This window comes from Hufsiella ginkgonis, assembly GCF_009834915.1.
Lineage (GTDB): Bacteria > Bacteroidota > Bacteroidia > Sphingobacteriales > Sphingobacteriaceae > Hufsiella > Hufsiella ginkgonis.
In genome coordinates this window covers 214,142-232,963 of sequence record NZ_WVHS01000003.1, presented here as the reverse complement: position 1 = coordinate 232,963, position 18,822 = coordinate 214,142, and the positions used below count along the sequence as shown (strand labels likewise).

Sequence of the window (18,822 nt, the reverse complement as noted above, 5' to 3'; positions counted from 1 at the left end):
TTATCCTTCCCATATGGCACAAAGATCCGTTTTATATTTGCTCCTGTTAATAATTACCGTGTCATGCACGAAACAAGAAAGGAAGCTTCCCATACTGGGCAACCGCGAGCCGGTAGAAAAGGTGGTAGATGGGAAAACAGTGATCGATACCATTTACCAGGCCGTTCCCGCTTTCAGCTTTCTTAACCAGGACAGTGTGAGGGTTACCGAACAGGCCTTTAACGGGAAGATTTACGTAGCCGATTTCTTTTTTACACGATGCCCCAGCATTTGCCCGGTTATGCACCGCAACATGCTTAAGGTGTACGAAAAATATAAAGGAAATGCCTCGGTAAAGCTTCTTTCCCATACCATTGATGCGATCCACGACCAGCCGTCGGTATTAAAAACCTATGCTACAAAGCTCGGTATAACGGGCGACCAATGGGAATTTGTGCATGGCTCCCACGATTCCGTATATACCATCGCCGAAAAAAGCTACCTCGTCGCCGTTGGCAAAGAAGCGTCCGCACCCGGCGGGTTTATTCACCAGGGCTGGTTTGTGCTCGTAGACAAGCAAAAACGTCTTCGCGGGGCATACGACGGTACTGATACCAAACAGGTGGCACAATTGATCGAAGACATGGGCGTGCTGCTTAACGAGGAAGACGGGAAGTGAAGCGCAACCTTGTAATTACACTATTTGCAGCGGTTTCAATGACCGCGGTGTACTCTTCCTGCCAGGATAGCTCACAGCTGAATTACGCCTGGTATTATGCCAATGGCAAGCAGTTGTATGAGCAGCATTGCCAGAACTGTCACAATGCCGACGGTTCCGGCCTGGGCGCGCTGATCCCCCCTTTAACAGATACCGTTTTCATGAAAGAACGGAGCGGTTCACTGCCATGCTTAGTGAGGGACGGCGTGAAAGGTAAAATGATTGTAGGCGGCAAACCGTTCGATGGCGAGATGCCAGGTAATAATAAATTAGCCGATATTGATATTGCGGCGGTGCTTACTTATGTAACTAATTCGTTTGGCAACAAGCAAGGCATCTACGAAACTAAGCGTGTGGGCGCCTGTGTCGGCGTCAGGTAAGCATCATCACGGCAGCCACTACCGTCATGCCGATAATAAACCAGCGATAAACCTTTTCCGACAAGCTTTTTACGATGACGATCCCCAACCAGGCGCCCAGCAGGATCACGGGGATGGTGAGCAAATCGAGCATTACGGTGTTCCAACGGATGGTGTGCCAGGCGAAAACGTGAAAAGGGACCTTAAACAGGTTAATAAAAGCAAAAAACCAGGCGGTGGTACCAATGTAAACGTTCTTTGGTAAACGCATCGACAGCAAATAAACGGCCATCACCGATCCGGCCAGGTTGCCTACCATGGAGGTAAATCCGCCGGCGAGCCCCATTCCACCGGCAAACAACCGGTTATCGGGTATTTTCTCACGTTTCACCCGTTCAAGCCAGGTCATAATGGAGATACTCGAAATGATGGTCACCGCCATGATCATCTTAAACAACTGGTCGTCTATCCGGGCGCCCACAAACGTACCGAGCGCCACGCCAAGTGCCGCCCATGGAAAAAGTATGCGCAGGTATTGCCATGCCGCATGCCGGTGATAGTATGCAATACCGAAAATATCTGCGAAGATGAGCAGCGGCAACACGATCCCGCTGGATTGTTGCCCGCCAAAAACGGAGGCCATTAAGGGCGCCGTGATCATTCCCGCACCATGTACGCCGGTTTTAGACATCCCGGTAAGCAGGGCGACCAGCAGGATAACGGCTATGTCAGTATAAGTAAGCGTAAAGGAGAAGAGCGTAATCACTGGTCCAAATCTATGAAATAGCCCGAACAAGTCGTCCCTGGTCAAATATTTATTAGATTTAGCGCGAATAACAAGCCTAAAACCGGCCGGCATAAGCACAACGATCATTACAATATGGAAAGAAGAGAATTCGTAAAAAACACGGCGCTTGCTTCTGCGGCGTTTTCGATCCTCCCAACCGGAAGCCTGCTCGCAGGCGCCGCTAACAAGGTACGACTCGGCTATATCGGGGTCGGCGCCCGCGGTCTCGATCACGTAAATGAAGGTATACTTCGCGATGATACAGAGATCGTAGCCGTGTGCGATACCCAGGAGAGCTCGCTTAAGCTTTGCCGTGAAATATTCAAAAAGAAAGGTAAACCGGCTCCCGCAGAATATACCGGGAGTACCGACGCTTACAAAAAGCTGCTCGACCGGCCGGATATCGACGCCGTGATTATTGCCACCCCCTGGCAGTTTCATTACCAGCAGTCCGTCGACGCCATGCACGCCGGCAAATACGTGGGATGTGAAGTAATTGCCGGTTTAACCGTTGATGAGCACTGGAACCTGGTGAAAACCTATGAAAAAACAGGCGTGCCTTATATGACCCTCGAAAATGTTTGCTACCGCCGTGATGTGATGGCGGCACTGAACATGGTCCGCCAGGGCCTGTTTGGCGAACTCGTGCACGCAGAGGGCGGCTACCAGCATAACCTCAGGCAGGTGCTTTTTAACAATGGCAAACAATATTATGGCGGCGGCGTAGAATACGGCCCAAATGCCTTAAGCGAGGCCCAATGGCGCACACAGTTCAACATCGATGTGGATGGCGATATTTACCCCACCCATGGCGCGGGACCTTTGATCCAATACCTCGATATTAACAAAGGGAACAGCTTCACCAACCTGGTCTCATTCAGCTCAAAAGCACGGGGACTGGCGCAATATGTAGAAGAACAATCACCCGGCCATCCCAACGCAAAAATAAAATACAGGAACGGAGATGTAACGAACACGCTGATCAATTGCGCAAACGGGGAAACAGTCATGCTTAGTCATGATACGCATCTCCCGCGTCCCTACTCGCTCGGCTTCCGTGTGCAGGGCACGCAGGGGATCTGGATGGATGTGAATAAATCCGTTTACATTGAAAAGAAGTCGAAGAAAAACGACGTTTGGGATCCTGCACAGGAATGGTTCGACAAATATGATCATCCCCTGTGGAAAAAATACGAAAAAGAAGCGCTCGGGGCAGGCCATGGCGGCATGGACTGGTTTGTTTTCAACGGGTTTATCGAAGCGGTTAAGCAGAAAAAGCAAACCCCGATCGACGTTTACGATTCGGTAACCATGAGCGTGATTATGCCGTTATCCACGGAATCGCTGAAGAAAGGCAACAAGACGATGAAATTCCCCGACTTCACCAGGGGAAGCTGGAAAACCAGGAAGAATGTATTTGCCCTGGACGATAACGGGTTATAACGCAAGGCTTTTTGCAGCTTCAAGGTACCTGGCCAACAAAACGAACTGGTTCTTCGCACGCATAAAGTTATGCCCGGGATATCGTGCGCCGTAGTAGGTATCGCCGTTCAGGTGGTCGGTTAAAAACCGCAATGCCTGCATGTAAATCATAAACTCGCCCGAGTAAAAGAACAGTTTTTGTTCCGCTTCGGTAAGCGCTCCGCCCATTTCCGAAAGATAGCCATCGGCAATGGCCCGGAGGAAGTCTGTCCGCACTTCGATCTTATCGAGGTCTTGCTCCTCCTCGTTTGCGGGGGAAAGATAAGTGCGCATCATGTCGCCCACATCACTGATAAAATAGCCCGGCATTACGGTGTCCAGGTCTATCACGCATAAACCGTGGCCATTCCTGTCAAACAATACATTGCTGATCTTGGTATCGTGGTGGATCACACGGCGCGGAATGGCGCCGCCCGCCACGATCGAGTCGTAACGATCCGCGATCCCGCGGTAACGCCTCGCCAGGTCGATGGTTTCGGCTGTCTCCGCTTTTCTCCCTGCCGGGGCGTTTGCTACCGCTTCCTCGAACTGTGTTATGCGCAAACTGAGGTTATGAAAGTCCGGCAGGGTGTATTGCAACCGGTCCTGGTTAAATTCACGCAGCAGCCTGGTGAACTTACCGAACTGGGCCGCAGCTTCGTACGCATGCGCGCTGTGCATAACCACGTCGATGGTTACCGAGTTATCCACAAAAGGAATGAGCCTGAAAACATTTCCATCCGCATCAGGAACCAGCAGCCTGTTATCCACATCCGCAAGCGGCGCAACAAAAAGGTAGTGTGGAAAACGCTGATCAAAGAAATTCTTCAGCTGCCGGACGTTCTCCGCGATCTGCCCCGGGTTATTAAAAACCGCCGTATTGATGCGCTGTAAGATAAATGACCGCTCTCCGTCCGTCCGGGAGATCTTCCAGGTAGCGTTGATCAGCCCGGTGCCAAATGGTTCGATCGTGTATTCCCCGGCTGCGAGGTCATAGCGCGAAAGTATCTCTTGCATGGCGCCGAATATAGCCATTAATCCGTACCTTCGCCGGAGCAAGCTGGTCTATCGCTCCGTTTGGAGAGGAAAGTCCGGGCAACACAGAGCGTCTCGCTTCCTAACGGGAAGAGGGCAGTCCTGATAGCATTCTGAGCTTGGCGAAGAGTGAAATCGGGCCGCTGTCAATGGAAAGTGCCACAGAAAAGAAACTGCCTCGCCCCTGGCGCGGTAACGGTGAAAACGTGAGGTAAGAGCTCACGGCTCTGCATGGCGACATGCACCGACGGTAAACCCCGGGAGTTGAAAGGCCAAATAGGTCATGGAGCTGCTCGCTCACTAACATGATGGGTAGGCCGTTAGATCGTGTCAGCAATGGCACGGCCAGATAAATGATAGGCATCCCGCGTACGCGGGAGAACAGAACCCGGCTTACAGGCTTGTTTTTTTGTTTTCAGTCGTCAGTTATCGGTTATCAGTTCCTGCGAGGGATATCAACTGATCACTGAAAACTGGCCGCTGATTACTCTTCAAAAACAATTCCACTACACCAACGTTATTGCCATCGTATAAACCGTCCCGAAATCAGGACATTACTTGTTCGGGAAATGCTGAAAAGGGCCAATATGACTAAAATCCTAATTATTGATGATGAGCGGGCTATCCGAAGCACGCTGCGGGAAATCCTGGAATATGAAGATTATGCCGTTGAAGACATCGACAACGGGATCGACGGGCTGAACCTGATCAGGAAAAATGACTATGACCTGGTGCTATGCGACATTAAAATGAACCGCATGGACGGCATGGAAGTCCTGACCGAAGGGCTCCAGATCAAGCCAGATCTTCCATTCATCATGATATCGGGGCACGGCACCATCGAAACCGCCGTTGAAGCGAGCAAGAAAGGCGCTTTCGATTTTATTTCGAAACCACCCGACCTGAACAGGCTGCTGATCACCGTGCGCAACGCGCTTGAACGCGGAAGCCTGGTAAGCGAGACCAAAGTACTGAAGCGGAAAGTGAGTAAAACCCGGGAGATCCTGGGAAACTCACCCGCCATCACCAAGATCCACGACACGATAGAGCGCGTGGCCCCTACAGACGCCCGCGTGCTGATCACCGGGGCTAACGGGAGCGGCAAGGAACTGGTTGCACGCTGGCTTCACGAAAAATCGAACAGGGCAAATAACCCGCTGATCGAGGTGAACTGTGCCGCAATCCCTTCAGAGTTAATTGAAAGCGAGCTGTTTGGCCATGAAAAAGGCTCCTTTACTTCAGCCGTTAAGCAACGGATCGGGAAGTTCGAGCAGGCAAGCGGCGGCACCTTGTTCCTGGATGAGATTGGAGATATGAGCTTATCCGCGCAGGCGAAGGTATTGCGCGCCCTGCAGGAAAGCCGCATCACCCGCGTGGGTGGCGAAAAAGAGATCGAGGTGAACGTACGCGTGCTGGCAGCAACCAATAAGGACCTGCTTAAAGAGATCGATGCCGGCAATTTCCGTATGGACCTTTACCACCGGCTTAGCGTGATCCTCATCCATGTTCCCCATCTTACCGAACGTAAAAACGACATCCCGATTATCGCAAATGCTTTTTGCGAGGAGATCTGCAATGACTATGGCGTACCGGTAAAGAAATTCTCCGACGGCGCCATCGAAGCGCTGAAAGCATTGCCATGGACCGGCAATATCCGCGAACTGCGCAATATGGTGGAAAGGCTTATCATCCTGAGCGAAAAAAGCATTACGGAAAGCGACGTGAACACGTTTGCCAATCCATCAGGCCCCGCGCCTGCCGCTGCGGCGAACGGTAACGGCATTGCCGTAACAGGAAACTATGACCAGTTCGCCAATTTCCAGGAGTATAAAGATTACATGGAGCGCGATTTTATTAAGTATAAGCTCGAAAAAAACAATTGGAACGTGTCTAAAACGGCGGACGATATCGACATCCAGCGAAGCCACTTATACAGTAAGATCGAAAAATATGGCCTGAAAAGAACGGACTAATCACCGCTATTTTCGCCTGTATAAAATACGGCACATGTTGAATTACGCGGATCTGGACCCTGCTAAAAAGGCCTTTATTTTCGAACTAGACAACGTACTTTACCCGGAGCGGGATTACCTGCTCCAGGTATATTACCTGTTCGCAAATTTCATCGAATATACCGAAGGGTTTCCGCCTGCGGCCGATCTCACTTCTTTCTTTAAAACCTCGCTCGACCATCATGGCGCCGCCGGGATCTTCGACCGTGCCCTGGCTGCCTTCGCCCTGGATGAAAAATACCGGAGGAACTTCGGGCTGCTGCACCAAACGGCCCGACTTCCGCTCAAGCTCCTGCTATATAAGCCGATGCTGGAACTGCTGCAGGAAATTGTGGTCGACCGGAAGAAAATATTCCTGGTAACCGACGGCGATCCCGGGCAGCAACTGAATAAAATACGCCAAATCGAGTGGCACGGGCTCGAAAAGCACCTCACCGTTTATTTTACCGCCGAGACAAACCCCAAGCCTGAAACCGACGTACTAAATATGATCCTGGCACAGCACAATATTCTGCGAAAAGAACTGTTAATAATTGGTACCCTGAAAGTTGACGAAGAATTTGCTGACGCTGCTGGGATCGATTATTTAGATCAGGGTTTTCTTAGATAGATTAACATTATCGTGCTACTATGATGAAAAGCTTTACCTGTTTGAAGTTAGCGATGTGGTGCCTGTTGGTCACCAGCCTTGTAGCAACATCCTGCAAAAAGGACAAAAAAAATAAAGTCGACCCAGCCCAGAGGGAAGCGCTTACGAAAGATTCGATCTACCTCTATGCACAGCAAACTTATTTATGGAACACCGCGCTGCCGACTTATGAGGCGTTCAATCCCCGTAAGTACACGTCCAACGACGCGGAACTGCTGGCCATTACCAGGCTCACACTAAATCCTGCCACCGGGAAAAATTACGAATACGACGAAGATTACCCGGATGAGCCCAAATATTCCTTCATTGATGATGGGACACTGGCCTCTGCGATCGGCGGAACGGCCGGTGATTATGGGTTTTCCGTTTTTTTTAACTCCACTTCGGATCTCCGGGTAAAATATGTGTACCCGAACTCTCCTGCCGCAGCGCTCGGGCTAAAACGCGGTTACCAGATCATAAAACTTAACGGAAGCACAGACCTTACCACGACTACCAACGCCAGCATCAACTTTATAGTGAATGCCATATTCGGTTCGGCAGCCAGTGTAACCATGACGGTAAAAAAGCCTGACAACAGTACACAGGATGTGGTGGTAACACGCGGAAGCTATACGATTAATCCCATCCTTTTCACCAACGTATATACGGAAGGCGGCAAAAAGATCGGTTATATCGTGTTTAACAGCTTCACCCTCAACGTAAACCAGCAGTTGATCGCCGTCTTCGCTGATTTTGCGTCGAAGGGCGTAACGGAGCTGATCATCGACCTTCGCTACAACGGGGGTGGCGCAGTAGACACTTCCGAACTCCTGGCAAACCTTATCGTGCCTGCGAGCGCAAATAATACCGCCATGTATTCGCTACACTTTAACCAGCTGATGCAAAGCGGGAACGCTACTATCCTTAAAAATCAGAAATATTATGATAACGGCGTACTTACTTCTGCGTTCGATGAAAGTTATGCCGCATCCGATTTAACCCGCCGGTTCGCAAAAATCGGGAGCCTGAACGTGAACCGTTGCTACTTTATTGTGACCGGCGGCACCGCCTCCGCGAGCGAACTGCTTATTAATAACCTGAAACCGCTGATGGATGTGCAGCTGATCGGCAATAAAACGTATGGAAAACCTGTGGGATTTTTCGCGATCACCATTGACAAGCTCGACCTTTATATTCCGCAGTTCGAGTCGAAAAACAGCCTGGGACAGGGCGGTTACTACGACGGCATAGCCGTAAACAAAGAAGATAACGACGATCTAACGAAAGAATTTGGCGATACTTCCGAAAAGCTGCTGGCTTATGCGCTTACCTACGCGCGTAAAGGAACATTTGCCGCGACTAACTCCGGTGAAAACAGCGTAAGCAGCTCAAAATCGACTGGCGTGTTTACTGTGGCCGAGGCAGCCAGGATCACCAAAAAGCTGGACAGGAATGAATTTAAAGGGATGGTAATTAGAAATTTAAAAGTTAAATAAATGACGTCTCAACAACGACGGAACCTCTCGATGCTTAAGGTGATGGTTCCCTGCCTGCTGGTTTTACTGGCGGTATCCTGCAAAAAAAGTGCTAAAAAGACGCCTGATACCGGTACACCACCTGAAACGGCAAATGGCACACGAGCCGAGCTTACTAAAGATTCGATCTTTTTATATGCCAAACAGGTTTACTTTTGGAACGACGCCTTACCCACCGTAGAAGCTTTTAACCCCCGGGGGTTTACGGCGTCGGGCAGCGAATTAACGAATTTTAACAGCGAGCTGTTCGCGATCAGCCAATACAAGATAAATACCACTACCGGTCTGCCTTACGAATACACCACCACTGTCGGTAAACCGAAATACTCGTATATCCAGGACCGCGCCACCATCAACCCGGTAGCGTATATGCCGGGTACGATCAGCGCCGTGGACCTGGAAGGAAACGGGAATGACCTTGGCATTGCCGTAACGGGACTTTATAGAGATGCGACAAACACCACGTACGACCTGTATGTGCGTTTCGTGGCCCTGAATTCGCCGGCATGGAACGCCGGGATTCGCCGGGGACAAATCCTTAGCAAACTGAATGGCGTAGCGTATGGGGCCAATTTTTCGGCCGAAGTAAATGCCATTAACAGTGCGTTGGCACAAACTACGCTTCCGCTTACCCGCAAAGTGAACGGCGTGGAGACCAACCTTACCCTCACCAAAGCTGTATATAAAAGCAGCCCTATCTTCGCCAGCCGCGTGATCGACACGCTCGGTAAAAAAATCGGTTATATTGCCTACGCACGGTTTTCCTCTGCCGAAAACTCCGAAGCCGCCCTCACCACGGTATTCAGCGGGTTTAAGACCGCAGGGGTTACCGCGCTCATCATCGACCTAAGGTATAATGGCGGAGGATACGTTTCTACCGCACAACATCTTACCGACCTGATCGCTCCCGGGACGCTTACCGGAAGCACCATGTTCAGCGAAACCTACAACAGCACCATGCAGGCAAACAATGCCAGGATACTGGCAAATCAGCCGCAATTGGACGACAACGACAAGGTACAATATGTTAACGGGCGCATCAGGACTTATGCAGATGCAGATTTTTCATTGGCAAAGCATACTTACAAATTCGCCAAGAAAGGTGCTCTTGAAAACATTACCAACGTCGCGTTTATCGTTACCGGGAATACCGCATCGGCCAGCGAGCTCGTGATCAACAACCTGAAGCCGCATATGAACGTAAAGATCTTCGGCGCGAAATCGTATGGTAAGCCGATCGGTTTTTTCCCGATCAGGATCGGTAATTACAACGTCTATTACTCCATGTTCCAGACCCGGAACTCGGCTGGAGAAGGTGACTATTTCACTGGATTTACCCCCGATAAAACTACGTTCGACGATGTCACACGCGACTTCGGCAACTCGAAAGAATCGTCGACGCTTGCCGCCATCAATTACATCGCCACCAATACGATCTCTTCCGTGAGCGCCTCTAAAGAGAGCGCCACCGTTAGCGCGTCGGGCGCACAAGCTATAACGATCGAAATACCCGGAGAATTTAAAGGAGCAATAGAAAACAGGATCAAACAGAAAAACTAGCCGCTCCGGTTAGTTTTTCATGATCAGTTTGCTTTTCGACTTTTTAGCCGTGCTTTTATCATAGTTGCCCGCGATCCGGATGATCACTTCAACGGCATTTACGTAAAAGTCCTTCGTGATGGTGGAATATTCATCCGTGGCTTTATGATAATCCGGGTGATCCTCCACACCGAAGTAAAGAAAAGGGATTTTTTTTGCGTTAAATGCGCCCTGGTCGCTCTGATTGGTCCAGTCATCATGTCCAAGCTTGGGATCGTCGTGCCCGGCAATCAGTTTAACTTTTGGATTATTACTTACCAGGAACGGTTTAAGCGCGGGATTCGCAAAGGAGCCGGCCACGTAAAGCTCGTTTTTATCATTGTGGCTGATCATGTCCATATTGATATTCAGGAGGATCTTTGAAAGCTCAGTCGTTGGATCGGCCACAAATGCCTTCGCCCCCTGCAGGCCCATTTCTTCGGCATCAAACGCCGCTATGATGATGGTCTTCTCAGGCTTGTTATTCGTAAAAAACTCCGCTGCTGCCAACAGCCCGCCCACCCCGGAAGCATTATCGTCGGCGCCATTATAAATTAGTCCGCGTTTAATCCCCACGTGGTCGTAGTGTGCGGAGATTACGATCAGGCCCGCGGTTTTTCCCGGGATTATTCCCAGCACATTTACGCCTTTTACGTCTTCGCCCTGGCGCGTTTTAAAGGTAAAAGGGTGTTTAAAATCCTTTTGGTACGGAGCGACACCCAACTTTGTCAGTCTCCCGATGATATAATCGGCCGCCATCTGGTTCTCTTTCGTGCCGGTCTGTCTTCCCTCGTACACGTCTGACGATAAGATCTCCACATCCTTCAGTACCTGTACCGGGTTAATTACCTGGGCAGTTACTCCAAAACCATAAAACATCGCTGCGATAAATACAATTTTCTTCATACGGCTAAAATACTGTTTTTAACGGACCAAACTAACGGTGCGAAACCACAAGACCCAACGGAAGGGCAGCCGGGGGAAAGCGACGGCCGCCGTCCCGGATCTTTCCGGCGGGAGCCGTTTATAAATTCCAGGGCTGCTCGCGGGCCGCATTACGTGATTGAAAAAATAAACAACAAATCGCACCCAACCTGGGTTATTTATCGTTCGTATTGTTTAATTTTAAGGAAGAAGATTACGAAAAGATTAAATTTTGTTTTGTGAACACTTTTATTCTTTTTTAATATCTTTAAAAAAATTAAAACTATTCCCAGGAATAATTCTTTAACAGAAAAGCTAAATTAAATGAACATTTTTTGTGCCGGTTTTCCCTACAGCTTAGAGGAAGATCAATTAAGAGGGATCTTTGAACAATACGGAGAAGTTAGCTCTATCAAGATTATTACAGACAAAGAAACCGGCAGAAGCAAAGGTTTCGGTTTCGTAGAAATGGCTGATGAATCTGAAGCGCTGAAGGCTATCGAGAACCTGAACGGTTTACAGGTAGGCGGCCGCTCTATCGCGGTATCGCAGGCCCAGGAGCGTCAGGATAAAAAACCAGGCGGCTTTTCACGCGGCGGCGGTGGCGGTTTTAATCGCGGCGGTGGCGGCGGAGGTGGCTACAATAAAGGCGGTAGTGGCGGCGGTTACAACAAAGGCGGCGGTGGCGGTGGCTACAATCGCGGTGGCGGCTCCGAATACTAGGTTCATATTCCGTTTGATACGGAAATCAGGCTATCTACCGGTTATGAAAAAAAGAGCCTTGCTCTTACTTACATTTTCGTTTCTATTTAGCGTTACTGCATTTGCGCAAAGTCCCGAAACGGATGCGGTAAAAAAAGTGATAAATACTTTGTTTGAAGGAATGCGCAAGGGCGATAGTGCGTTGGTTAAAACTACGTTCGCTCCCGGGATGGTCCTTCAAACAATTCCAGCCTCCCTCACGTTAGCTGTCAAAACCGACGACCCCGCATCGTTTCTTAAAGCGGTGGGCGCCCCGCATCCCGCTGTATGGGATGAGCGAATCACATTTAACTACGTACTGATCGATGGTCGCCTTGCGAGCGTGTGGACCAACTACAAATTTTATACCGGCGACCAGTTCAGCCACTGCGGCGTAAACTCCTTCCAACTGGTAAAGGGACCTAACGGGTGGAAGATCGTTTACCTGGTCGACACCCGCCGAAAAGATGAATGTCCCGGTTAACCTAATTTAATTCTTGCTGAAAACGTGTTAGTCCCGGCTGCGGGATCATAAGCATACGTAAATTCGTCGGATGCTTTGGTGATGATCGTCAGGCCGTAATGCTCGGAAAGGTGCTCAACAAGCGGCGGCCTCGTCAGGTCGTGGTCTACTACGTTGAAAACCAACTTATCATCCGTTAGCGGTTTCCCGTACAACGTGGCCATATCGTCGCTGTAGATCACATGATCCGGTCTTTCGACCAGGAAACGCTGCCCGCTGTCGGAGCGGCTGATGGTCACATTACTACCGTCGATCTCTAAACAGATAACGGAAATGGTCCCATTCGTATGTTTGATCGCGTTGGTGAGCAACTCGATCAGGATAAACCGGCTGCTGCCCCTGATTCGATTAAATATTGTTTCGCCCGTACGCTCTTCGATCTCTGAGAGAATTTCGAGCATAAAAGGATATAGATCTCCCGTTTCCGTGAAATGGAACTGCTTCTTAAAACCAGCCATTCTCCGGTTACGGTAAGGTTTTATAAATATGAAATACCTTATCCATCCTGATCAACTGGAACAGGTTGAAAATATCCTTATTCAGATGTACTACCGCGATGTCAGAACCCAGCGTCATTGCATATTTTAACGAAGAAACCAGTGCTCCGAGGAAGGAACTGTCGACATACATTACTTGTTCGAAGTCGACAATGATCTTTTTATGGCCCTGATCGATCACTTCCATCAATTCCTTTTTAAACCTTTCGGCTTCCGTGAGATTCGCTTCTTTCAGTTTGAGCGAAGCCACAACATAGTCACCGAGCTCTTTAACTTGTATCATATCTTATTTTATTTCAAAAAAAATCATGCTGCAGTCATCCACCTGTACTTTCTCCGTATTTTCGGCGAAGGTGGCTGCTTTGATGCGCTCGAACGCGTTCTCCTGCCCGATCACCGGTAACACCGAGTTATAAAATAGCTGGAAATCACTTTTCTTTCCCACCTCATCCTCGTAGTCGATCATTCCGTCGGAGATCATGATCAACTTATCTCCCTTACTCATCGTGACCCCTGCTTCGTCGTATTTTCCATCCGGAAACAAGCCGAGCAATAGGCCCGACGATGTTAACCGGCTTGTTTCATCGAGGTCGGCCCGGTACCGGATCAGCGGCAGATCTCCCGCACCAGAATATAAAATATTCCCGGTAGCATGTTCGATGCGGATAAGCGAAACGGTGGAAAACACATCGCTTAGTACGGGGTCGAGGTAAATCACTTTATTAATCTTGCGAAGGATGCTTGCGGTAGACAGGTCGCCTTCGAACACACAAAGCCTCACCGCAGAACGGATATAGCTGAGAAAATTGAAGGAAAAAAACCAGGCTCCCCACTTTTTCCCCATCACATCGCCAAGTATGCAGAAAGTAAAGGAATTGTCGACGACAATAAAATCGATAAAATCCCCGCCCGGGTAATTTTGGAACGGGTGATGCAGGAAATCGATCTTTACGCCGCCGATCACGGGTGCTTTCACCGGTACCGAACGGAGGTTCAGCGCCTCCGCCGTTTTGCGAAGCTCCTGCAGCGATCGCTGATGCTCTTCGCGCACCGTGCTTAACAGGTTATTAAGCTTGGAGACAATCACTGCCAGCGGTGTATTCTTCGTGATATAATCGACCGCCTGCAGGTCGAGGCCCTTGATCATCAGGTCTTCATCGGTAAATGAAGTAAGGAAAACAAACGGGATATTCTTCAGTTTCGGGTCCGATAACACCCGCTGCCTGAAATCAAAACCATTCAGCCCCGGCATATCATAATCAGAAAGAATGATATCTGGCAGCGATTGTGCAAGTATCTCCAATCCTTCCAGTGCCGACAATGCCTTGTGGCAAAAAAAGCCTTCCTTCTCAAGCGCCCTCGCGGTAAGCTCAAGCATAAATCGATCATCATCAACCAGTAAGATCTTTTTCGAGGCAGTCATCAATGTTCAGCTCTGCGCAAATACAACCATGCGCTGATCAGTAAATAGATGCCCGAAAATACAATTAAAACGGAAATTAAATCCATGAGGGTGATGCCGTCGTCCCACGTGAAGTAATAGATCGTAAACATCTCAAAATTTGGCGGAGCCTTGATGATGATCATACTAATACCCATAATTATTAACAGGAAAGAGATGATCACCTGTACCACCCGCTTAGAGTGCTCGATGAGGAGGTATTTTTTTGAGATGTTGCTATCGAGCGGGATCTGCGCCAGTAACGACTCAAGGTCGTCGGCCATATCCTCGCGGGAAAGCTGCGTATTTTCTCCAAGCTTAACAAAAGGCTCGAAAACGTCGGGATCAAAAGACGAGCGTTTTAATGCTTCGTTTAAACGCTGCTGCATAAGAAACTTCTGCTCCCTATCCAGTTTTCCTGAATCGAGCATGACGATAAGCTCATCCAATTTCCTGTTGGCCATCGCCGCTTCTTTTCCGTCCACTTCTTCAATCATTATTACCGTCGGATTATCGCAATTAAATTGTATTTTTCGGCTCTTTACAACAACTATTCATGGCAAGCATCTCTGTTATTACGGTCAATTTCAACCAACCGTTGGTTACAGAAGAATTAATTCATTCTATCCAGGCGCAAGGATCTACCGTAACGGAGATCATTGTGGTAGACAACGGCAGTAAAATTAACCACGTGCCGGAGTGGACCACCAGGTACCCGCATATTAGCTTTATACGTTCCAACACGAACTTAGGTTTTGCCGGCGGCAATAATTTGGGGATAAAAGCGGCTACCGGCGACTATCTTTTCCTGGTGAATAACGATACAGAATTTACGCCCCGATTGGCAGAAACCCTGGCGGATACGCTCGACCGGTTTCCTTCAGTCGCGGTAGTATCACCCAAGATCAGGTTCTTTAGTGTGCCAGACACGATCCAATACGTGGGGTTCACACCGATGAACTATTACACGATACAAAACGCCAGCCCGGGTTACCTGGAAAAGGACCGGGGGCAATATGATAATATCGAGCGAGAAACCGGGTTCGTACATGGCGCAGCGATGATGATCCGGAAAGAAGCCATAGATAAAGCAGGACTGATGCCCGAAAATTTCTTCCTGTATTACGAAGAAATGGATTGGTGCGAGCGGTTTAAACAAGCCGGGTACCGCCTGATGATCAATACGAACGCACTTATTTACCATAAGGAATCGATCTCTGTGGGCGCCAACAGCCCGTTAAAAGAATACTTTATGAACCGTAACCGCATCCTGTTCGCCAGGAGGAACTCGCCGCCTGCCGCCCGGTTATTTTTCTATGTGTATTTTATACTGCTGGTTTGCACACGAAACATCTTGGTGTATATCGCTAAAGGGAACTTCGCTTTTATTCCCGTACTTTTAAGGGCGGTCTGGTGGAACGTTACAAATAATAAAGACAGCACAGTTTTAGGTTACACGCTTAAGTAAGTTCATGGCCCTGATTTTCTGGTTAAGTATTTTTGTTGTTATATACACTTTCGTGGGATATGGCTTTGTGTTGTTTATCCTGGTCAGGATCCGGAGGGCGATCAAGGGAGCAAGGCCGCTTCCGGTATCGTCAGACGCCTCCCTGCCCTCCTGCACGCTGGTTGTGGCTGCCTACAATGAAGAAAATTACATCACCGAAAAAATCAAAAACACGCTTGAGCTTCGTTACCCGGCAGGCAAACTGAGCCTGGTATTTATTACCGACGGGTCCTCAGACCGTACACCGGAGCTCATCGCGCAATACCAGCAGATCAGGCTGATGCATAGTCCCGAGCGCAAAGGCAAAATCGCTGCCGTTCACCGCGCCGTTACGGAAGTAACAACCGATGCCATCGTGTTCACCGATGCCAATACCTTTTTAAACCCGGATGCACTGATCAATTTATGCCGGCATTACTCCGATCCAACGGTTGGTGCCGTAGCCGGCGAAAAACGCGTTTCCGCCGGGGAAACTGCTGATGCAAGCTCGGCAGGCGAAGGATTTTACTGGAAATATGAGTCGAAGCTAAAAAAATGGGACTCTGAGCTGTATTCGGTTGTAGGCGCCGCCGGAGAACTGTTCAGCGTAAGGAAATCGCTGTACCTGCCCGTTTCGCCGGATTCGATCATCGACGACTTTATGATCTCGATGCTGATCGCCCAAAAAGGGTACCGGATCATTTACGAGCCCGAAGCGTATGCAGTGGAAACAGCCTCTGAAAACGTAACTGAAGAGCTTAAGCGAAAAGTGCGCATCGCCGCGGGCGGCATGCAGTCTATCGTGTGGCTTGCCGGCTTACTGAACATTTTCAAATACGGCATGCTGAGCTTCCAATATATCAGCCACCGGGTACTTCGCTGGACGGTCACCCCCTTCCTCCTGGTCCTGGCGCTTATTTTAAATGCATTGCTTGCAGCACAACCCGGTGCTGTGCTGTACCAGCTCCTTTTTATTTGCCAGCTAGGATTCTACTTGCTGGCCCTCGCAGGTTTTATACTCGAAAAAAGACAACTTCGCGTGAAAGCCCTATTCGTGCCCTATTATTTTTGTGTGATGAATTACGCGGTAATTGCGGGTATCATCCGGTACTTCAGGAAAAAGCAAAGCGCCGCCTGGGAGAAATCGAAACGAAAAGAAGGCTGATCTTAGATCCGCTCTGCGTCGAACCCGGCTTTTTTTATTAGCTTCACTACCTCGCCTTCGCCTATATTCTGCACCTCAACGGTTAATATGTTAGCGGGATGGTCGGTATCCACTTTCCATTTTAAAATATTTTCTTCCTTATGTAAGAAGGGAGTAACCGCCGTTACGCATCCGCTGCAGTTGATATTTGTCTTAAAATTCAGGGTTTCCATGATCTATATAGCCTCCGGTTGTATAACCTCCGAACCGGGCAACAGGTTTTACTTTTGGAGGATATACTTTCTGTATCATCGGGCTATATTTGAAGATAATTGAACACACTTGACCCGTCCTGAACTTTACATCATCGGCGCCGGCCCCGGCGACCCGGAACTAATTACCATGAAAGGGTACCGATTGCTCCGGCAAGCGAAAGCCGTGCTGTATGATAATCTTGCCAACAAAGAACTATTGGCCGTAACACCGGCCGGTTGCGAAAAAATATACGTAGGCAAACAGCCTTACGGCAAATATACGCCGCAGGAAACCATTCATGCCCTGATCCGCGAAAAGGCGTTCGAACATGGGTCTGTTATCCGGCTAAAGGGAGGCGACCCGTTTATTTTTGGCAGAGGCTTTGAAGAGATGCTTTATGCCCGGGCGGAAGGCATCGACGCTTATTACGTTCCGGGCATTACCAGTATGCAGGCCTCGGGGATGGAAAACGTTCCCCTAACCCATCGTTCGGTGAGCGAAAGCGTATGGATGGTAACCGGCACGAAAAAGGACGGCTCTTTATCCGACGATCTCAGGCTTGCCATACAAAGCCGTGCTACCGTGGTGATCTATATGGGAATGAAAAAGCTGGCGGAGATCTCCGAAACTTATTTATCCTCGGGAAATGGGGAAATGCCCGCCGCGATTGTTCAGCACGCCTCACTGCCCAATAAAAAATTTATCTCCGGGAAAGTAAAAGATCTTCCTGCTATGGCGACCGCAAGTAAGCTCACACATCCGGCGCTGATCATCATCGGACGCGTAGTGGAATTACACTTCTCCGGGGAATCAAAAGAATAACCGCGGACCAGCCCGGAAAATGTTATTTCTTCGCTCCTTCCTCACTATTTATAGCTAACAGCGGCCATTTATTTAGTACGTATGTAGCTGGCGCAGAATGTTAAAATTCAACAAAAAACCCCGCCGTTTCCGGGCGGGGTTTTATAACACAGGGTTATCCGGCTAATTATGCCGAAACCGCATTTTTTTCTACGGAATCCAGCTCAAACACCGCCAGGTGGTTTAGCAGGTTATAATGCAGGGTACCAAAAAAGTTAAAGATAGGACCATTATCCGCTTTACCCTGGATAACGATACTTTCCTTAAAAATATCTCCCCGGGTCAGGTTCTTCTTGCACTCGATCACTTCCTCATCACGGATAGTGAAATTTGTACGATCGATTGAAAATCGCTTTAAGATCTCGTTAAAGCTTAAGCCGTTTAGTAATACCTCTTTTAAGTTCATGGTCCCTGATGTTTAAGTGGTGAATCGTTTACAAAATGATTTTATCGTTTTGCGTTTACAAATTTAAATACCAAAAATAGCTTTTGCAAATTATTTCATATTTTTTTTGATGTTTTATTGATAAAATATCAAAGGAAAACGTTTTAGCTTAACACATTGGCATTTTAATGACAAAAAAATGAGTTTTCAACACCTTTTAGTTTCAAGACACGGAAATAAAGCCGGTTAAGGGCACACATTAATTTTATCCACAGGTATACTAAAAGGAACCCGGCTGCCGGTCGATAGCCGTTTTATTAACAACCGCTACTTTACCGGATAGTTTGGGCATGTTGATAAAATATCACGAACGGCGCATGGGGATTACAGCGTTACCCGCAGCTTCTATCTTATCATTCCGCTTTTCCACATCCTTTCATTTCTCCACAAATCCCGCTATACCCGAAAAT

Annotated in this window: 21 protein-coding genes and 1 other RNA gene; 13 read left to right on the top strand and 9 right to left on the bottom strand. The window is 48.7% G+C overall.

The features are described 5' to 3' along the window. Nucleotides 1–13: 13 nt before the first annotated feature. Both GS398_RS13450 and GS398_RS13445 read left to right on the top strand, forming a co-directional pair. Complete coding sequence (locus GS398_RS13450; protein ID WP_160907320.1) at nucleotides 14–658, top strand: SCO family protein; 645 nt, start codon at nucleotides 14–16, stop codon at nucleotides 656–658. Continuing rightward, nucleotides 655–1,077, top strand: coding sequence for a c-type cytochrome (locus GS398_RS13445; RefSeq protein WP_369410262.1), 423 nt, complete (start codon nucleotides 655–657; stop codon nucleotides 1,075–1,077). Before GS398_RS13450 ends, GS398_RS13445 begins: the two co-directional genes overlap by 4 nt. On the opposite strand, the gene GS398_RS13440 is transcribed toward GS398_RS13445, so the two are convergent. After that, nucleotides 1,070–1,822, bottom strand: a complete 753-nt coding sequence (locus tag GS398_RS13440; protein ID WP_160907319.1) for a sulfite exporter TauE/SafE family protein — start codon at nucleotides 1,820–1,822, stop codon at nucleotides 1,070–1,072. The two genes, GS398_RS13445 and GS398_RS13440, sit on opposite strands and share 8 nt — an antisense overlap. Before the next feature lie 114 nt (nucleotides 1,823–1,936). Between GS398_RS13440 and GS398_RS13435 the strand changes: the two genes are divergently transcribed. Continuing rightward, on the top strand, nucleotides 1,937–3,286 hold the full coding sequence (locus tag GS398_RS13435) for a Gfo/Idh/MocA family protein (protein WP_160907318.1): 1,350 nt from the start codon (nucleotides 1,937–1,939) through the stop codon (nucleotides 3,284–3,286). Here GS398_RS13435 and GS398_RS13430 read toward each other — a convergent pair. Beyond that, nucleotides 3,281–4,321 carry a phosphotransferase enzyme family protein gene (locus GS398_RS13430; protein ID WP_160907317.1) on the bottom strand — a complete coding sequence of 347 codons (1,041 nt, stop codon included), beginning with the start codon at nucleotides 4,319–4,321 and terminating at the stop codon, nucleotides 3,281–3,283. The two genes, GS398_RS13435 and GS398_RS13430, sit on opposite strands and share 6 nt — an antisense overlap. Nucleotides 4,322–4,356: 35 nt before the next feature. Between GS398_RS13430 and rnpB the strand changes: the two genes are divergently transcribed. From rnpB to GS398_RS13405, 5 genes are all read left to right on the top strand, one after another. Next, nucleotides 4,357–4,751, top strand: an RNA gene (gene rnpB / locus GS398_RS13425) — RNase P RNA component class A. Between the two features lie 175 nt (nucleotides 4,752–4,926). Further along, the gene (locus GS398_RS13420) at nucleotides 4,927–6,312 is read left to right on the top strand and encodes a sigma-54-dependent transcriptional regulator (protein WP_160907316.1); all 1,386 of its coding nucleotides are present in this window, start codon (nucleotides 4,927–4,929) and stop codon (nucleotides 6,310–6,312) included. A 34-nt stretch (nucleotides 6,313–6,346) separates the two neighbouring features. Next, entirely contained in the window at nucleotides 6,347–6,961 is a 615-nt protein-coding gene (locus tag GS398_RS13415; protein ID WP_160907315.1) for an HAD hydrolase-like protein, read from the top strand. A gap of 20 nt (nucleotides 6,962–6,981) precedes the next feature. Beyond that, entirely contained in the window at nucleotides 6,982–8,478 is a 1,497-nt protein-coding gene (locus tag GS398_RS13410; protein WP_160907314.1) for a S41 family peptidase, read from the top strand. After that, nucleotides 8,479–10,077, top strand: coding sequence for a S41 family peptidase (locus GS398_RS13405; protein WP_160907313.1), 1,599 nt, complete (start codon nucleotides 8,479–8,481; stop codon nucleotides 10,075–10,077). It begins immediately after the preceding gene. Between the two features lie 9 nt (nucleotides 10,078–10,086). Here GS398_RS13405 and GS398_RS13400 read toward each other — a convergent pair whose 3' ends face one another. Beyond that, nucleotides 10,087–11,001 carry a M28 family peptidase gene (locus GS398_RS13400; RefSeq protein ID WP_202406061.1) on the bottom strand — a complete coding sequence of 305 codons (915 nt, stop codon included), beginning with the start codon at nucleotides 10,999–11,001 and terminating at the stop codon, nucleotides 10,087–10,089. Nucleotides 11,002–11,343: 342 nt separating this feature from the next. Between GS398_RS13400 and rbp the strand changes: the two genes are divergently transcribed. Continuing rightward, complete coding sequence (gene rbp, locus GS398_RS22675) at nucleotides 11,344–11,742, top strand: RNA-binding regulator (protein WP_160907312.1); 399 nt, start codon at nucleotides 11,344–11,346, stop codon at nucleotides 11,740–11,742. A gap of 43 nt (nucleotides 11,743–11,785) precedes the next feature. Next, nucleotides 11,786–12,244 carry a nuclear transport factor 2 family protein gene (locus GS398_RS13390; RefSeq protein ID WP_160907311.1) on the top strand — a complete coding sequence of 153 codons (459 nt, stop codon included), beginning with the start codon at nucleotides 11,786–11,788 and terminating at the stop codon, nucleotides 12,242–12,244. Here the strand turns inward: GS398_RS13390 and GS398_RS13385 are convergent. The 4 genes from GS398_RS13385 to GS398_RS13370 are packed head-to-tail and all read right to left on the bottom strand — an operon-like array spanning nucleotide 12,241 to nucleotide 14,718. Continuing rightward, on the bottom strand, nucleotides 12,241–12,741 hold the full coding sequence (locus GS398_RS13385) for a hypothetical protein (RefSeq protein ID WP_160907310.1): 501 nt from the start codon (nucleotides 12,739–12,741) through the stop codon (nucleotides 12,241–12,243). The genes GS398_RS13390 and GS398_RS13385 overlap by 4 nt on opposite strands. A gap of 7 nt (nucleotides 12,742–12,748) precedes the next feature. Further along, complete coding sequence (locus tag GS398_RS13380; protein WP_160907309.1) at nucleotides 12,749–13,063, bottom strand: STAS domain-containing protein; 315 nt, start codon at nucleotides 13,061–13,063, stop codon at nucleotides 12,749–12,751. A gap of 3 nt (nucleotides 13,064–13,066) precedes the next feature. Beyond that, nucleotides 13,067–14,203 (bottom strand): response regulator, encoded by a 1,137-nt coding sequence (locus GS398_RS13375; protein ID WP_160907308.1) that lies wholly within the window; start codon nucleotides 14,201–14,203, stop codon nucleotides 13,067–13,069. Then, nucleotides 14,203–14,718, bottom strand: coding sequence for a hypothetical protein (locus GS398_RS13370; protein ID WP_160907307.1), 516 nt, complete (start codon nucleotides 14,716–14,718; stop codon nucleotides 14,203–14,205). Before GS398_RS13370 ends, GS398_RS13375 begins: the two co-directional genes overlap by 1 nt. A gap of 59 nt (nucleotides 14,719–14,777) precedes the next feature. On the opposite strand from GS398_RS13370, the gene GS398_RS13365 reads away from it, so the two are divergent. Together GS398_RS13365 and GS398_RS13360 are read left to right on the top strand one after the other, a co-directional pair. Further along, on the top strand, nucleotides 14,778–15,689 hold the full coding sequence (locus GS398_RS13365) for a glycosyltransferase family 2 protein (protein WP_160907306.1): 912 nt from the start codon (nucleotides 14,778–14,780) through the stop codon (nucleotides 15,687–15,689). A 4-nt stretch (nucleotides 15,690–15,693) separates the two neighbouring features. Then, nucleotides 15,694–16,872: a glycosyltransferase family 2 protein gene (locus tag GS398_RS13360; RefSeq protein WP_160907305.1), complete on the top strand. Its 1,179-nt coding sequence runs from the start codon at nucleotides 15,694–15,696 to the stop codon at nucleotides 16,870–16,872. A 2-nt stretch (nucleotides 16,873–16,874) separates the two neighbouring features. Here the strand turns inward: GS398_RS13360 and GS398_RS13355 are convergent, their stop codons facing one another. Next, on the bottom strand, nucleotides 16,875–17,084 hold the full coding sequence (locus GS398_RS13355; protein ID WP_160907304.1) for a heavy-metal-associated domain-containing protein: 210 nt from the start codon (nucleotides 17,082–17,084) through the stop codon (nucleotides 16,875–16,877). Nucleotides 17,085–17,193: 109 nt separating this feature from the next. On the opposite strand from GS398_RS13355, the gene cobA reads away from it, so the two are divergent. Then, entirely contained in the window at nucleotides 17,194–17,928 is a 735-nt protein-coding gene (gene cobA / locus GS398_RS13350; RefSeq protein WP_160907303.1) for a uroporphyrinogen-III C-methyltransferase, read from the top strand. Between the two features lie 166 nt (nucleotides 17,929–18,094). Here the strand turns inward: cobA and GS398_RS13345 are convergent, their stop codons facing one another. After that, on the bottom strand, nucleotides 18,095–18,373 hold the full coding sequence (locus GS398_RS13345; protein ID WP_160907302.1) for a hypothetical protein: 279 nt from the start codon (nucleotides 18,371–18,373) through the stop codon (nucleotides 18,095–18,097). Between the last annotated feature and the right edge of the window lie 449 nt (nucleotides 18,374–18,822).

What these genes read in the sequence shown, in the direction of transcription:
- GS398_RS13450 (WP_160907320.1), top strand. Translation starts at nt 14, where the DNA reads ATGGCACAAAGATCCGTTTTATATTTGCTCCTGTTAATAATTACCGTG.
- GS398_RS13435 (WP_160907318.1), top strand. Translation starts at nt 1,937, where the DNA reads ATGGAAAGAAGAGAATTCGTAAAAAACACGGCGCTTGCTTCTGCGGCG.
- GS398_RS13430 (WP_160907317.1), bottom strand. Translation starts at nt 4,321, where the DNA reads ATGCAAGAGATACTTTCGCGCTATGACCTCGCAGCCGGGGAATACACG.
- GS398_RS13420 (WP_160907316.1), top strand. Translation starts at nt 4,927, where the DNA reads ATGACTAAAATCCTAATTATTGATGATGAGCGGGCTATCCGAAGCACG.
- GS398_RS13415 (WP_160907315.1), top strand. Translation starts at nt 6,347, where the DNA reads ATGTTGAATTACGCGGATCTGGACCCTGCTAAAAAGGCCTTTATTTTC.
- GS398_RS13410 (WP_160907314.1), top strand. Translation starts at nt 6,982, where the DNA reads ATGATGAAAAGCTTTACCTGTTTGAAGTTAGCGATGTGGTGCCTGTTG.
- GS398_RS13405 (WP_160907313.1), top strand. Translation starts at nt 8,479, where the DNA reads ATGACGTCTCAACAACGACGGAACCTCTCGATGCTTAAGGTGATGGTT.
- GS398_RS13400 (WP_202406061.1), bottom strand. Translation starts at nt 11,001, where the DNA reads ATGAAGAAAATTGTATTTATCGCAGCGATGTTTTATGGTTTTGGAGTA.
- rbp (WP_160907312.1), top strand. Translation starts at nt 11,344, where the DNA reads ATGAACATTTTTTGTGCCGGTTTTCCCTACAGCTTAGAGGAAGATCAA.
- GS398_RS13390 (WP_160907311.1), top strand. Translation starts at nt 11,786, where the DNA reads ATGAAAAAAAGAGCCTTGCTCTTACTTACATTTTCGTTTCTATTTAGC.
- GS398_RS13385 (WP_160907310.1), bottom strand. Translation starts at nt 12,741, where the DNA reads ATGGCTGGTTTTAAGAAGCAGTTCCATTTCACGGAAACGGGAGATCTA.
- GS398_RS13380 (WP_160907309.1), bottom strand. Translation starts at nt 13,063, where the DNA reads ATGATACAAGTTAAAGAGCTCGGTGACTATGTTGTGGCTTCGCTCAAA.
- GS398_RS13375 (WP_160907308.1), bottom strand. Translation starts at nt 14,203, where the DNA reads ATGACTGCCTCGAAAAAGATCTTACTGGTTGATGATGATCGATTTATG.
- GS398_RS13370 (WP_160907307.1), bottom strand. Translation starts at nt 14,718, where the DNA reads ATGATTGAAGAAGTGGACGGAAAAGAAGCGGCGATGGCCAACAGGAAA.
- GS398_RS13365 (WP_160907306.1), top strand. Translation starts at nt 14,778, where the DNA reads ATGGCAAGCATCTCTGTTATTACGGTCAATTTCAACCAACCGTTGGTT.
- GS398_RS13360 (WP_160907305.1), top strand. Translation starts at nt 15,694, where the DNA reads ATGGCCCTGATTTTCTGGTTAAGTATTTTTGTTGTTATATACACTTTC.
- GS398_RS13355 (WP_160907304.1), bottom strand. Translation starts at nt 17,084, where the DNA reads ATGGAAACCCTGAATTTTAAGACAAATATCAACTGCAGCGGATGCGTA.
- GS398_RS13345 (WP_160907302.1), bottom strand. Translation starts at nt 18,373, where the DNA reads ATGAACTTAAAAGAGGTATTACTAAACGGCTTAAGCTTTAACGAGATC.